Genomic DNA, 13,383 nt, shown 5'->3' with positions numbered 1-13,383 from the left:
CAGCTGTGACTGTGAACGTGACCTGCGCGGAGTTTAGTCTTCCGGCGTCATGGACTACTGCCACCCGTGCCAAAGGCACCTCAATGGCGCCCTCGCTTGCCCGGGGTGCGGTACATCGGCCGAAGCGTGCCGGGAGTACGCGGCTTCCCTGGAGGACCGCGAGGGCGACGTCGACGAGCTCGACGACGACCCCGAGGGCGACGAGCCGGCGGGTGGACGTGGACGCAGGTCCCGGCGCCGGGGCGGTCGAGGGGTCCGCGCGAGCCGGCGCGACCGGCGTGCGGCGCTGCACCGGCGGCGGCGCAAGCGGTTGCTGCTCGTGGGGGCGGGGCTGTTGCTCGCGGCGGGCGGGCTCAGTCTGGCCGAGCTGGGTATAGAGGCCCCCTCCTCCGAGCCGAAGGCGGCCGCGGCGGACGAGGCGTCGTCCGGTTCCTCGGCCTCCGCGGACGGTTCGTCGTCGTCCGACGGGGATGGCTCCTCCGGTGGGGCGGGTGGGGAGTCCCCGGCCCCTTCGGCCTCCCCGTCGGCGTCGGAGTCGAAGAAGTCCAAGAAGGACAAGGACGACGAGGACGAGAAAGAATCGGCCACCCCGTCCCGCTCGACCGGCCCCAGGACCTCGACCCCCGCCCCGAACGAGACCACCCCGGGCGACACGACCCCCTCGGACCCTGGCACCCAGGCCCCGGCCCCCACGGCGGAGGACCCCACCCCGGACCCGACCCCCACGGAAACGTGCACCCGTTTCCTGTGGTGGTGCTCATAGCCTGCGGCTCCCTGAGGGCGGGGCCCGAGGTCGATCCGCCGCCGGGTGTGGGCCGCCGGGTGCGGGCCGGTGGGGGCTGGTCGCGCAGTTCCCCGCGCCCCTAAAAGAACCGGTGCCTTGGCCCGTTTGTCGTGTGACGGCCCGGTCTGGGTTGCTCGCGCAGTTCCCCGCGCCCCTAGAGGGCGCGGCTCGACCTGGGGCGCCCCTTCAGGGGCGCGAGGAACTGCGCGAGCAACCGAAGCGGACGGTCACGCGACAAACGGACCTGGTCTTTTAGGGGCGCGGGGAACGGCGCGAGCAACCGAAGTCGACGGTCGCGTGACAAACGGGCTGGGCCACCGGTTTTTAGGGGCGCGGGGAACTGCGCGACCAGCCCCCACCGGCCCGCGGTCTACGAACCGCCCGGTCCACCCACCCCGGCGGAGCCGTCCAGCATCCGCAGGAGCAACCCCCGCAAAGACACCCGCTCCTCCCGGGAGAGCCCCGCAAGCGGCTCCCGAGCAAACCGCAGGGAATCCCGCAGACTCCGGGCAACCCCCAACCCCTCCACCGTCACAGCGGCCAGCTTCACCCGCCGGTCCGCCGGATCGGGCCGCCGCTCGACCAGCCCCCGCGCCTCCAGCCGATCCACGATCCCGGTCACATTGGACGGCTCGCACTTCAGCTTCTGGGCCAGCCGCCGCATCGGCAACGGCTCCAGCGAGAGCAGACTCAACAGCCGGGCCTGCGCCCCGGTCAGCGCATGCTCCGCCGCCGCCTCCTCGTACTCCTCGTGGTAACGCGCAACCACCGTGCCGATCAGGTCGACGACCTCGACTGTCAGAGGGTCGATCCGGGGAGTCTTCTGCGTGGACATGCGCTCCAGGCTACCCCCGTTACTTGACATCATGAAATATTCAGGCGCATCATTGTTTCACGTACTGAAATATTTGCGACGTCAGAACCACTCAGAACCGCTCAGAGCCGCTGTCCCACGGAAAGGCGCCCTCCCATGACCGACACCCCCGTGCTCCCCGCCACCAGCCGCGAATGGCACCTCGTCAGCCGCCCCGTCGGCTGGCCCAAGCCCGAGGACTTCGCCCTGGTCGAGACCGAGGTGAAGCAGCCCGGCCCGGGCCAGCTCCTGGTGCGCAACGAGTACCTGTCCGTGGACCCGTACATGCGCGGCCGCATGAGCGCCGCGAAGTCGTACACCGCCCCCTTCGAGCTGGGCAAGGTCATGCAGGGCGGCGCCGTCGGCGAGGTCATCGCCTCGAACGCCGAGGGCTTCGCGGTCGGCGACCGCGTCCTGCACTTCTTCGGCTGGCGCGACCACGCCACGTTCGACGCCAAGAGCGCCGTCAAGGTCGACCCCGAGGCGGCGCCCCTGAGCACGTACCTCGGCGTCCTCGGCATGACCGGCCTCACCGCGTACGCGGGTCTGCTGCGCACCGCCTCCTTCAAGGAGGGCGACACCGTCTTCGTGTCCGGCGCGGCGGGAGCCGTGGGCAGCCAGGTCGGCCAGATCGCCAAGCTCAAGGGCGCCTCGCGCGTCATCGGCTCCGCCGGCTCCGACGAGAAGGTCAAGCTCCTGGTGGAGGAGTACGGCTTCGACGCCGCCTTCAACTACAAGAACGGCTCCGTGAGCCAGCAGCTGAGGGAGGCCGCCCCGGACGGCATCGACGTCTACTTCGACAACGTCGGCGGTGACCACCTGGAGGCCGCGATCGGCTCCCTCAACCTCCACGGCCGGATCGCGATCTGCGGGATGATCTCCGTCTACAACAACACGGAGCCCGCCCCCGGCCCGAAGAACCTCGCCCGCCTCATCGCGACCCGCGGCCGCATCGAGGGCCTCCTCGTCGGCGACCACTACGACCTGCAGCCGCAGTTCGTCCAGGAGGTCGGCCCCTGGGTCGCCTCCGGCGAGCTCAAGTACCGCGAGACGGTCGTCGAGGGCATCGAGAACAACCTGGAGGCGTTCCTCGGCGTCCTGCGCGGCGAGAACACCGGAAAGATGATCGTCAAGCTCTGACTCTGCCTCCGGGCTTCTGCTGAACTTCCGACATGCGGTAACTTCTTTCCGAAACTGTCGCGGGTCGTGGGCGCGAGTCGTGGCGGACCAAGGAGGAAGCCACCGCATGTCCATCCAGCAGACCGACGTCCTCTACACCGCCGTCGCCACCGCCGAGAACGGTCGCGACGGCCGCGTCGCGACCGATGACGGCAGGCTCGACGTCGTCGTCAACCCGCCCAAGGAAATGGGCGGCAGCGGCACCGGCACCAATCCGGAGCAGCTCTTCGCCGCCGGGTACAGCGCCTGCTTCCAGGGCGCCCTCGCCGTCGTCGCCCGCCAGGAGAAGGCCGACATCACCGGCTCGACCGTCACCGCGAAGGTGGGCATCGGCAAGAACGCCGACGGCTTCGGCCTCATGGTCGAGATCTCCGCCAAGATCCCGAACACGGACCCCACCACTGCCCGAGCCCTCCTGGCCAAGGCCCACCAGGTATGCCCCTACTCCAAGGCAACCAAGGGCAACATCACAGTCACCCTGACCTGACCACCGACCCTTGCGGGCAGCCTCGGCACCGGAGTCTTCAGGGGCGCGGGGAACGGCGCGAGCAACCGAAGCGGACGGTCACGCGACAAACGGACCTGGTCTTTTAGGGGCGCGGGGAACGGCGCGAGCAACCGAGGTCGACGGTCACCGACAAACAGGCCTGGGCACCGGTGCTTCTAGGGGCGCGGGGAACTGCGCGAGCAACCCAATCGGACGGTCACCCGACAACCGGCCCCGGCCACCGGCTTATTAGGGGCGCGGGGAACTGCGCGACCAGCCCCCACCACCCCGCACCCTCGACACAACCCCCGGTTCATGAGGGGCCGCTCAAGAAAGCGCCCCCTCATGAACCACCCGAACCAACCGCTGATTCTCCGGCGCGGCCCCACCGGGAAACGCACAACGCCGCCGCGTATACCCATACGCAAGCCCACTCCGCGGATCAGCGAACCCCTGCGATCCCCCCGCCCCACTGTGCCCGAACGCCCCGGCCCCCAAAAACGGATGCCACATGTCGGCCGTGGCCTGAAACCCGAGCCCGTACGACTTATGGACGCGGGCAACCAGGTCGTACCCGACCGAATGGATCTGCCCCACCTCGGCGACCGCGTCCGGCTTCAGCAGCGGCCCCCGCCCGTCGACCTCACTGATCGCCGCCGCATACATCCCGGCGAGCCCCCGCGCGGAGGCGACCCCGCCCGCCGAGGCGGAGCCAAGGGCGCGCACGGTACGGGAGTTGGGGAAGTCCATCAGCGGCTCGGCCCCCGGCACGTGCTCGTTGAACGCGATGGACGACAAGGTGTGCGGCCCCTTGGGCGTGGCGTCCAGCAGTGCCTGCTCCGGCGGAGTGGGCGCCATCGGCAGGACCGGGAGATACCGGTGCTCCTCCGACTCGGGAAGCCCCAGATAGAACCCGAGCCCGTACGGCGCACGGACCCGCTCCTCGTACAGCTCCTGGAGCGTACGACCCGTCGCACGCCGTACGACCTCACCCGTGAGCGCACCGATCACCAGCGCGTGATAGCCGAACGCCGAGCCAGGCCGCCAGAACGGCCGCTGGGTGGCGAGGCGTTCGGCCACCACCCGGTCGTCGGCCAGCTCCTCGACCGTGAAGCCCGCGTCCGCCCCGACCACGCCCGCCCGGTGCGCGAGCAGCTCCCGCAGGGTCACCGCGCCCTTGCCCTCGGCGGCGAACTCCGGCCAGTAGTGGGCCACTTCACGGTCGAGGTCCAGCGTCCCGTCCTGCACGAGCAGGGCGACCACCAGATGGGCCGCCCCCTTCGTGGAGGAGAAGACACCGAACAGCGTGTCGCCGTCCGTGTCCGCGCCGGTCCAGAGATCGACGACCCGCCGCCCCCGAACGTACGCGCTCAACTGGCCCGCGTAGTCCGGGCGTTCGGCGGCGACGACGGACGCGAACTCCTCGCGCACCGCCTCGAAGCCTTCGGCGACGGTGCCGTGGATCTCCTGTGTCATCCGTACTCTCCTCGTGTCACGATGCCCTGGGAACGTCCCTCAGGACACGGTCAGCAAAGCACGCGCGACCTGTGGGAACTGCCCCTTCGGGTGATCACGGAACAGCGGCTCGGTGCCGAACAGGACGGCATGCGGCCCGCTGACCACCGAGGCCCGGCCCGCGGCCTGCGCCGGACCGCCGCTGCCGTCCTCCAGGGCACGCCAGTGCCCGGACACCAGCGGGTTGCCGGCCGCGTACGACTGCTCCACACGGACCCCGGGGCCGAGGTCCGTGAACCACAGCGGCGCGTAGACGAAGCTGTGGTCCGGGGCGCCGGAGGTCACTCCGCCGTCCGAATTGACCACGCGCACCACGCCGTTGGCGTCACCGTTGTCCTCGACCGGCTCGACCGCGAGAAGCCCGGTGGCGGCGTTGAGGGCCGCTCCGGTGGCTCCGCGGCCGACGAGGCCCCTACGGTCCAGGAAGGCGTCCAGGGCGGCGCGTGCGGCCGTGTTGAGGCCCGCGTGGTTCAGACCGGCGGAGGCGAACAGCACGTCCGCCTTCGACCAGTCGAAGCCCGCGTTGAGGATCGCCGTGGAGACGGGGACGACGTCGAAGTTCATCTCGCGGAGCGCGAACAGCTCGCCCGGCGTGACGGCCGCGGCGACCCGTACCCGGTGGAGCGGGGTGGTGCCGGTCGTCTTCGTCGCGTCGAAGGCCACGTCGTACTTCTTCGCCAGGGCCACCGCCTTCGCACGGGCCGAGGCAGGCACGATCGCGCTGCCGTCGGCCGCCCGGCGCACCGAAACCCCGTCCGCGAGAAGGGAGTTGAGGGCCGCGATCTCACGCGCGTCGTCGAGCCGCAGCCGGAGCGTGCCGCGAGGCGCCACATAACCGACGTTCGCGGCCTCGTGGACCGCACGGTCCGGGACGGAGAGCTTCGACGAGGACGTCCGTACGGTGTCGACCGTCGCGCCCCACAGCCGGCCGAGGCTCCAGCCCGAGATGTCGTACATGACGGACACCTTGTCGCTGATGTCCCGCCCGTCCGCCAGCATCACATTGGCCATACCGCGCTTGGGCTGGCGCAGATCGACGACGTACGAGCCCTTCGCGTACGTCTTCCCACCGAGCCTGAAGTCCTTTGTCGCGCGCCGGACTTGGACGTCGTTGGCGAGCAGGTGGTCGACGAGCCGGGCCGCGGCGGGGGCCGAGCGCTGTGCCTTCGTGCCTGCCGGGATCACGTACGCGCGCGGGAAGTCGGTCGTGTAGACGTCCTCCGGGCCGATGCCCGGCACGCCCGGAACGGTCTCCGGCGACACCGGGACCTGCGCGGCGCCGGTGACGCTCCGCCGGAAGACCTCGATCTGGTCGGCGATGAGCGAAGTGCGGTGGGTTTGGGTGTAGTCGAGGCTCGCGCGCATCGCCGCACCCGCGATGGCCACGTTGATCGCCGAGCGGCGGCGCAGTTCGGCGACGGGCAGTTCGTCGTACTCGTCGTTGTTCACCGCCATCGGGAACTCGACCGTGTGTGCGGCGACCGTGCCGTGGAACGGCATGTACTGCGGGGTGAAGATCGGCGGCCAGTCGTCCCAGCCCTCCTCCTGGTCCCGGAACGGGATCTGGGCGGGCTCCACACCGTCCTTGGCGGGCGTATAGCCGAGGCCGTTGACGGCGGCCTCCATGCCCAGGGCGTTGGCGTAGGTGTTCTTCAGGAAGAGGTCGTACTCGTAGTTCTCGCCGTGCGGGGGAGTGGTGGGCTCGATGAGCGTGCCGTTCACGTACCCGTGCAGGTCGACCATGACGGCCGGCTGCTTGTCGATCGCGATCTGGCGCATCGCGCGGACCTCGGGCTGCGAGGCGGTCACGAAGTCACGGTTCAGGTCGAAGCCGTTGGCGTTGGCACGGGTGCCGGCGATCCGGCCGTCCGGGTTCGCGGTGATGTTGAAGTACACGCGGTTGCGAGCGAGGAGATCGGTGGTGGACCGGTCCTGGGCCGTGGCGAGTTTCTCGATGAGACCGAGGGCCGCATCCGTGCCCTCCCACTCGTTGCCGTGGATGTTGTTGTTGAAGAAGACGGGCGTCTTGTACGTGCGCTTGACCGACGGGTCCTTGGCGGCGGCCGAGGGCGCGTTCTCGATCAGTTCGCGCATACGCTCCTGGGCGCGGGCCTGGCGCGTGGACTCCGGCGCGGTGACGGTGACCAGGTAGAGACGGTGGCCGCCGGCCGAACGCCCCGCGACCTCCACGCTCACCCGGTCGCCGAGCCGCTGGAGGGCGTTCAGCTTCGGGGCGATGGCGTGGTACGGGGTGAGGCCGAGCTTGATGGACTTGTCGGCCGGGTTCTCCGGGTCCGGGGTGAGCACCTGCTCGCGGGGGTAGCCGCGGGTGCCTCCGGCGGTTCCGGTGCCGTCGGTGAGTTCGGTGACCGGGGCGGTGAGGGCGCGGTCGGTGGTGCTCTCCGGGGCTTTGGCGGCGGCCCGGTCGGAGGGATCGGAGAGGCTTGAGCCCTCGCGGACCGGGGGTGCGGGCTGGGATGCGGGCCGGGGCGTGGGGTCGGCGACGGCGCCGTTCGGGGTGAGCAGGAGCGCGGCCGCCGCGGTGGCGGTGGCCGTGGCGATCAGGGCGGGTCTCGGTAGACGCACGCGTACCTCCGCTGGAGTTGCTGTGGACATGCCTGGACATCGGTACGCGGAGGTCTACCTGTTCGACTCACGTGCAACAAGAGGGCGTTGGCGTCACGGGGGCCACGGGTTGTCGTGGATTGCGGCGGATTGCCGCGGATGGTGGGTCCGGGTGTTGGTGGAGCGGGCATGCTGTGGGTGAGGCGAGGAGAGTCCATGGCAACGATTCCGTCGCTCCCCAGCAGGGATGACGTGGCACGTATCGCGCGCAACACGACCGACATCACCGGGCAACTGCTCGACACGGCGGGGAACATCACGCGTATCGCGATCAACACCTTTGATCCGAGGGACGGTTCGGGGGCGGAGGTGCTGCGGGTGCTGCGGCAGACGACTGCCGAGTTGGCCGAGGCCAGCGCCTCGCCTGAAGCCCAGGAGGCCTTCTACCGGATCGTGGACACGTTGACGCGGCTGGGGACGAGTGGGGCGCCGCTCGCCGTGCATCCGGTCAGCGAGCCCGCGCAGGCGTTGCTCACGGCGCTCGGGGACAGTCTGCTGCCTGTCCTCGACGCGGTGGAGCCCGCGGTGGAGGAGGCCGCGGAGGCGCTGGGCGAACTGGTGGACGCGTCGTCGCCGCTGCTGCCCGCGGGGGCGGGGGTGGTGGCCGCTGTGCTCCTCGCGCTCGCGCCGTTGATCCGGGCCGCGGCGGATGTGCTGCGGGACTCGTCCCCCGAACTGCGGCGGATCGCCGACGCGTTGACCGCGGCGCTGGCTCCGCTGGTGCCGTTGCAGGTCGCTTTGGCCGAGCGGGCCGCGGCGGCGGGGGCGGGGGTTGTGCGGGCGGCTCTGCCGCCGCTGGCGGACCTCACGGAGGCGGCTGCCGCCGGCCTGAAGGCCGGGCGTCCCCTGCTCGTCGCGGGGGAGGAGTTCGTGGTGTCCGGCCTTGAGCGCCTTCAGCCGTTGTTGCTGGTGTCCGCGTCGCGGGTGGGGAGGGTGGCTCGGGCGGGGGCGGTGCGGGTTTCCGCGGCGGTGTCGCCTGCGGCGGAGCGGGGGGTTGTGGTGGCGGTCCATCCCGTGTGACTTCGTCTGCGGGTTCGTTGTGGCTGGTCGCGCAGTTCCCCGCGCCCCTGGGGTGGTTGGGGGTTTCGGCTCGTCGTCCGGGTGCGGGGCCGCGTCGGAATGTCCGCCCGCAGCGGAGGCCGCAACCCCCACTTCCAAGCCGACCGCCTCCCCATGTCCCCGTAAGCTGCGGCCACACATCCCGCCACGTCCCCTCCGGCCGGTGCCCCTTCAGGGGCGCGGGGAACGGCGCGAGCAACCGCGGCGGACGCGCAGGTGTCGAACTGGCCTGGGCACAGGTGCTTTTAGGGGCGCGGGGAACGGCGCGAGTAACCACGACGGACCGGCACGTGTCGAACTGGCCTGGGCACGGGTGCTTTTAGGGGCGCGGGGAACGGCGCGAGCAACCACGACGGACCGGCACGTGTCGAACTGGCCTGGGCACGGGTGCTTTTAGGGGCGCGGGGAACGGCGCGAGCAACCACGATGGACCCGCACACGGCGAACCGGCCCAGGCACCGGTGTCTTTAGGGGCGCGGGGAACTGCGCGACAAGCCGCAGCGGGCCCGCAGGCACCCGGACCACCCGGCGGAGCCCCCGGTATGGTGCAGGTATGCATGATCTTGGCGTGGGGTTCGGCTACTTGGTGCGGGGACAGCGATGGGTGACCCGCCACGGAAAGCAGTTCGGCTTCGGACTGATCCCGGGCCTCATCACCCTCGTCCTGTACGCCGCCGCCCTCACCGCCCTGGCCCTCTGGGGCACGGACTTCACCGCCTGGGCCACCCCCTTCGCCGACGACTGGTCGAGCCCCTGGCTCGGCCTCTTCCGCGGATTCCTGACAGCCGTCCTCTTCGCCCTCGCCCTCCTCCTCTCCGTGATCACGTTCACCGCCGTGACGCTCCTCCTCGGCCAGCCCTTCTACGAGAACCTCTCGGAGAAGGTGGACCGGGACGTCTCCCCGGACGGCACGGCCCCCGAATCGGGCCTGCCCCTGTGGCGCGAGCTACTGATCTCCGCACGGGACAGCCTCCGGGTCGTGGCCAGGGCCCTGGTGTGGGGCGTGCTGCTGTTCGCGCTCGGATTCGTCCCCTTCGTCGGGCAGACGGTCGTCCCGGTGATCGGATTCTTCGTCACCGGCTTCTTCCTCACCGAGGAACTGACGGCGGTCGCCCTGCAACGCCGCGGCGTCGTACTCAGCGACCGCCTCACCATGCTCCGCTCCCGCAAGAGGCTGATCTGGGGCTTCGGCACCCCGCTGGCCCTCGCCTTCCTCGTCCCCTTCGTCGCCGTCTTCCTGATGCCCGGCGCGGTCGCGGGCGCCACCTTGATGGCCCGCGGTCTGAGGGGCGAGGAGACCCGCGAGGAAGGGGACGAGGGAGAGGACGAGGGCGAGCAGGTCGGGCGCCTCAGTCGGTGACGTCCGCCGCCACCTTCAGGATCGACCGGACCTGGGCGATGATGTCCAGCCGGTTCTGGATGAACTGCGGGTCGGTGACCGTCCCGCTCGCCGGATCCGTGTTGCCCGTCCCGAACTGCAGGACCGGCGTGTGGACATGACCGCCGGGGAGCGAGGCGGTGAGGCCCAGCCGGTCCCGCAGCAGCGTCGCGCGGTACGCGATCTCGTTGGAGAGGTAGTCGCCGCCGCCGCCCGCGCGGGCGGTCGAGCCGGGTGTCGGTCCTTGGGGGCGTACGACGGGAGTGGTGCCGCCCGCCGGGATCTCGGTCACCGACGTGTTGTCGTACACGGGGAAGCGGCCCGTGCTCGCGGCCACGATGTCCTTGTACGGCAAGGTCGTCGACGTCCACTGCGGCTGCGAGGCCGGGTCGGTCACCGGGATCGTCTCGGTGCGGGAGAGGTTCTCGTTGTCCCCGAAGCCGCCCCGCCAGGCCCCGTTGGTGCGTTCGACGTCGAACCGGCCCACCCGGCCCTGGCTGACCGTCGTGAACAGGTCGACGCGGGGGAGATGCGGGCGCAGGGTGCGTTCCACCGTGCCGTCGGCGAAGTCCTGCCAGCGGACCGGGAAGACTGCGGTCTCGACGCGGGCCGGGCCGTCCGCCGTCTCGATCACCGTGCCGTCGAGCGCGAGGGCCGTGGCTCCCGACGGGTTGGAGATCCGGATGTCCCGGTCCAGCGTGAACGGGTCGAAGCCGGTCACCAGGATGCGCTTGACGCCCTTGGAGTGTGGGTATCGGATGGTGTCCTGCCCGCGGGAGGTGCGCTCGAGTGAGGCGAGCAGGCGCGTCCGTTGGGCTTCGGTGAGGCCGAACTGCGGCTCCCACTGGCGTACTTCACGGGTCATGCCGAGCCGCGCCCAGTACAGCGGGCGGTCGTCGTCCCGGCTCAGGTCGCCGCCCGCCGGGCCCCGGCCCTGCGCGCGGTCCACCGCCCGCTGCCACAGCCGCGCGCCCTGCCGTTCGACCACACGCTCGGCCTGCGCGTACGAACGGGCCTTGCCCAGTGCTCGTACGAACTCCGGTGTCACCGTGGCGAATCCGGAGCGGGCCAGGATCTCCTGGGGTGCCGCCTTGTCGAGTCGCCGCTCCTCCACGGTGGGCGCGGCGGCGGGGTCCTCCGCCGCGTGGGCGGGCGGGGCCGCGAGGCCGGTCAGCAGGGCCAGGCCGAGGGCGCCGAGCTGAACACGTATGTGCGTCAAGGTAGTTCAGGTCCTTCCGTCGCGAGTGGGGGCCGTCGTCGGATGGCCGCAGTATGCGTGACGGACGGGGCGTGCGCCATGCCGCGTGACCGGAGGGGCGCGCGAGTCAGGTGCGAGGTCCGGGAATCTTCGCCGCCGCCTCGCGCAAGGCGGTCAGAAAAGCCCGCGTGGACGGCTCCTGGTGGCTGTCCCGGACCGTCGCCGCGTACACCGCCCGGGTCGGAGCCTCCTCGTCGCGGACCGGGAGGAGGACGATGTCGGGGCGTACGGACTCGGCGGCGAGCGCCGGGATCAGGGTCACCCCGAGGCCGGCGGCCACGTACCCCTGCTTGGCCGTCCACTCGGCGACGACATGTGCCACGCGCGGGCGGAAACCGTGCCGCAGAGCCATGTCGAGGAGGGTGCCCTCGGGGCGGGAGCTGCCGGATATCCAGTCTGCGTCGGCGAGTTGGGACAGCTCGACGGAGGGGAGGCCCGCCAGTGGGTGGGCGGCGGGGACGGCCACGTACAGGGACTCGTCGAGGAGGTGGTGCAGTTCGTGGGCTTCCAGCGGGGCGCGGCCCGTCGTGGAGACGACCGCGAGGTCGAGGTCGCCGGTGGTGAGGCGGTCGAGGAGGGCCGGTGTCAGTCCCTCCTCGCGGGTGAGCCGGACCCCCGGGTGCCGGGCACGGAAGGCGGCGATGGCGCGGGGCACGAGCGCCGCGTCGGCCGTCGCGAACGCGCCGACCCGCAGTCTTCCGCTCGATGCCTCGCGCAGTGACGCCAACTCCCGTCCGGCGTCCCGCAGTCGGGCGGTGACGGCCTCGGCGTGCGGTACCAGCGACCGCCCCGCCCCCGTCAGCCGCACCCCTCGCGGCAGCCGGTCGAAGAGCGGGGTCCCGCCAAGGGCCGCCTCCAGCGAGGCGACCTGCCGCGACACCGCCGACTGCGTCCAGCCGAGCACCCGCCCGGCCACCGTGAACGACCCGTGCCGGGCCACCTCCAGGAACACACGCAGCCATACGGTCGAGAGGTCGGGTATGTCGTCCGGGCCGCCGGTTCCCACCCCCACGGCTCCGCCGACCAGGGCGTCTGCATCACGTTCGGCATGCGGTATCTGCATGGCAGTCATGCTAGACATTCGCTTGTCGCATCGGCTGCCCCTGCCTAGCGTCGAGGGCACGTGCAAGAGGACACGTGAAAGAGGAGACGTGCACGAAGGACGCCGAAGGAACACGTGAAGATGCAGATATCGCTCGACAACCCGCCCTCCGCCCCACAGCCCGCCAACGCCTACTACTCCCAGGTCGCCCGGGTCGAACTCGACGGCGGGGGAGTGATGTTGTACCTCTCCGGACAGGTCGCCGACGGGGACACCCTGGCCGAACAGTCCCGCGGAGTCTTCGAGGCCATCGACGCCCTGCTCAAGGCGCACGGAGCCACCCTCGCCGACGTCATCAACATCCGTACGTATCTGACGGACATCGGCAGGCTCCACGAATACGGCGCCGTACGACGGGAGTTCCTCACCGGGACCGCCCCCACCAGCATGACCTTCGAGGCGTCCCGGCTGTTCAAGCCGGAGGCCCTCGTCGAGGTGGAGGTCGTCGCCGCCGTCAGCCCCCGCTGACCCCGGGGCCGGAGGGAGCGGAGCCGGGACCAGGACCCTCGCCCAGCAGCGTGAGGAAGTCCCGGAACGCCGCGGGCATGTCCACCGACTCCGGCGCGAGCAGCCACTGGTACTGCAGCCCGTCCATCACCGCGACGAGCAGGGGAGCGGCCCGCTCCGGCGTGAGCCCGCTGGGCAGCCGCTCCCCGTACTCGGCCCGCAGCACCTGCGCCATGTTCGCGCGCACCACCTCGTACCGCTCGGTGAAGAACTCGCGGGCCGGGTGCCCCTCCGTGACGCTCTCGCCGAGCAGCGCCGAGAAGGTCTGCACGATCCCGGGCCGCATCGCGTTGTACTCGACCAACTGGCCCAGCAGATCGAGCCGCAGCCCGGTGCCGGGCATCGCGTCCCACTGGTCGCGCTCCGCCATCACGGCGACGAGCAGCGCCTCCTTGGTGGGGAAGTGGTGCAGCAGCCCCTGCTGGGTGAGCCCCACCCGCTCCGCGACGGCGGCCAGGCTCGCGCCCCGGTAACCGCGCTCGGCGATCACCTCCAGCGTCGACCGGAGGATCTCCGCACGCCGCTCCACGCTCCTGGCCGACCGGGGGGCCTTGCTCGTCATGACGTCACCGTACGACATGGGCTCACCCCCAGGGTCGCCAAAAGTAACGTACAGGTAACTAAACCTACCGATCT

General features: G+C 71.0%; 12 protein-coding genes. 6 read left to right on the top strand and 6 right to left on the bottom strand.

The annotated features are described in order from the left end of the window. Nucleotides 1–49: 49 nt before the first annotated feature. Nucleotides 50–763 (top strand): hypothetical protein, encoded by a 714-nt coding sequence (locus ACIBEI_RS16640; RefSeq protein ID WP_398889277.1) that lies wholly within the window; start codon nt 50–52, stop codon nt 761–763. A gap of 391 nt (nt 764–1,154) precedes the next feature. Here ACIBEI_RS16640 and ACIBEI_RS16635 read toward each other — a convergent pair whose 3' ends face one another. Further along, nucleotides 1,155–1,619: a MarR family winged helix-turn-helix transcriptional regulator gene (locus tag ACIBEI_RS16635; RefSeq protein ID WP_398889275.1), complete on the bottom strand. Its 465-nt coding sequence runs from the start codon at nt 1,617–1,619 to the stop codon at nt 1,155–1,157. A gap of 135 nt (nt 1,620–1,754) precedes the next feature. Between ACIBEI_RS16635 and ACIBEI_RS16630 the strand changes: the two genes are divergently transcribed. Continuing rightward, nucleotides 1,755–2,777 carry an NADP-dependent oxidoreductase gene (locus ACIBEI_RS16630; protein ID WP_398889273.1) on the top strand — a complete coding sequence of 341 codons (1,023 nt, stop codon included), beginning with the start codon at nt 1,755–1,757 and terminating at the stop codon, nt 2,775–2,777. 106 nt (nt 2,778–2,883) lie between these two features. Beyond that, the gene (locus tag ACIBEI_RS16625) at nt 2,884–3,303 is read left to right on the top strand and encodes an organic hydroperoxide resistance protein (protein ID WP_398889271.1); all 420 of its coding nucleotides are present in this window, start codon (nt 2,884–2,886) and stop codon (nt 3,301–3,303) included. A 327-nt stretch (nt 3,304–3,630) separates the two neighbouring features. Here the strand turns inward: ACIBEI_RS16625 and ACIBEI_RS16620 are convergent, their stop codons facing one another. Further along, on the bottom strand, nt 3,631–4,779 hold the full coding sequence (locus tag ACIBEI_RS16620; RefSeq protein WP_398889269.1) for a serine hydrolase domain-containing protein: 1,149 nt from the start codon (nt 4,777–4,779) through the stop codon (nt 3,631–3,633). Nucleotides 4,780–4,818: 39 nt separating this feature from the next. Further along, complete coding sequence (locus tag ACIBEI_RS16615; protein ID WP_398889267.1) at nt 4,819–7,404, bottom strand: M14 family zinc carboxypeptidase; 2,586 nt, start codon at nt 7,402–7,404, stop codon at nt 4,819–4,821. Nucleotides 7,405–7,599: 195 nt separating this feature from the next. Between ACIBEI_RS16615 and ACIBEI_RS16610 the strand changes: the two genes are divergently transcribed. Next, nucleotides 7,600–8,463 (top strand): hypothetical protein, encoded by an 864-nt coding sequence (locus ACIBEI_RS16610; protein WP_398889265.1) that lies wholly within the window; start codon nt 7,600–7,602, stop codon nt 8,461–8,463. A gap of 592 nt (nt 8,464–9,055) precedes the next feature. Further along, nucleotides 9,056–9,862, top strand: a complete 807-nt coding sequence (locus ACIBEI_RS16605) for an EI24 domain-containing protein (protein ID WP_398889263.1) — start codon at nt 9,056–9,058, stop codon at nt 9,860–9,862. On the opposite strand, the gene ACIBEI_RS16600 is transcribed toward ACIBEI_RS16605, so the two are convergent. Both ACIBEI_RS16600 and ACIBEI_RS16595 read right to left on the bottom strand, forming a co-directional pair. Next, nucleotides 9,852–11,099: a pyroglutamyl peptidase gene (locus ACIBEI_RS16600; protein ID WP_398889261.1), complete on the bottom strand. Its 1,248-nt coding sequence runs from the start codon at nt 11,097–11,099 to the stop codon at nt 9,852–9,854. The genes ACIBEI_RS16605 and ACIBEI_RS16600 overlap by 11 nt on opposite strands. Nucleotides 11,100–11,205: 106 nt before the next feature. Beyond that, nucleotides 11,206–12,210, bottom strand: coding sequence for a LysR family transcriptional regulator (locus ACIBEI_RS16595; RefSeq protein WP_398889259.1), 1,005 nt, complete (start codon nt 12,208–12,210; stop codon nt 11,206–11,208). Between the two features lie 111 nt (nt 12,211–12,321). On the opposite strand from ACIBEI_RS16595, the gene ACIBEI_RS16590 reads away from it, so the two are divergent. Then, a complete protein-coding gene (locus ACIBEI_RS16590) occupies nt 12,322–12,708 on the top strand; it encodes a RidA family protein (RefSeq protein ID WP_398889601.1) in 387 nt (128 codons plus the stop codon). Here ACIBEI_RS16590 and ACIBEI_RS16585 read toward each other — a convergent pair. Further along, nucleotides 12,695–13,327 carry a TetR/AcrR family transcriptional regulator gene (locus ACIBEI_RS16585; RefSeq protein ID WP_398889257.1) on the bottom strand — a complete coding sequence of 211 codons (633 nt, stop codon included), beginning with the start codon at nt 13,325–13,327 and terminating at the stop codon, nt 12,695–12,697. The genes ACIBEI_RS16590 and ACIBEI_RS16585 overlap by 14 nt on opposite strands. Nucleotides 13,328–13,383 lie beyond the last annotated feature (56 nt).

The sequence above is a fragment of the Streptomyces sp. NPDC050988 genome (assembly GCF_044456225.1).
Classification (GTDB): Bacteria; Actinomycetota; Actinomycetes; order Streptomycetales; family Streptomycetaceae; genus Streptomyces.
This window is presented reverse-complemented; position numbering and strand designations above follow the sequence as displayed.

What these genes read in the sequence shown, in the direction of transcription:
- ACIBEI_RS16630 (WP_398889273.1), top strand. Translation starts at nt 1,755, where the DNA reads ATGACCGACACCCCCGTGCTCCCCGCCACCAGCCGCGAATGGCACCTC.
- ACIBEI_RS16625 (WP_398889271.1), top strand. Translation starts at nt 2,884, where the DNA reads ATGTCCATCCAGCAGACCGACGTCCTCTACACCGCCGTCGCCACCGCC.
- ACIBEI_RS16605 (WP_398889263.1), top strand. Translation starts at nt 9,056, where the DNA reads ATGCATGATCTTGGCGTGGGGTTCGGCTACTTGGTGCGGGGACAGCGA.
- ACIBEI_RS16610 (WP_398889265.1), top strand. Translation starts at nt 7,600, where the DNA reads ATGGCAACGATTCCGTCGCTCCCCAGCAGGGATGACGTGGCACGTATC.
- ACIBEI_RS16635 (WP_398889275.1), bottom strand. Translation starts at nt 1,619, where the DNA reads ATGTCCACGCAGAAGACTCCCCGGATCGACCCTCTGACAGTCGAGGTC.
- ACIBEI_RS16640 (WP_398889277.1), top strand. Translation starts at nt 50, where the DNA reads ATGGACTACTGCCACCCGTGCCAAAGGCACCTCAATGGCGCCCTCGCT.
- ACIBEI_RS16590 (WP_398889601.1), top strand. Translation starts at nt 12,322, where the DNA reads ATGCAGATATCGCTCGACAACCCGCCCTCCGCCCCACAGCCCGCCAAC.
- ACIBEI_RS16620 (WP_398889269.1), bottom strand. Translation starts at nt 4,779, where the DNA reads ATGACACAGGAGATCCACGGCACCGTCGCCGAAGGCTTCGAGGCGGTG.
- ACIBEI_RS16585 (WP_398889257.1), bottom strand. Translation starts at nt 13,327, where the DNA reads ATGTCGTACGGTGACGTCATGACGAGCAAGGCCCCCCGGTCGGCCAGG.
- ACIBEI_RS16595 (WP_398889259.1), bottom strand. Translation starts at nt 12,210, where the DNA reads ATGACTGCCATGCAGATACCGCATGCCGAACGTGATGCAGACGCCCTG.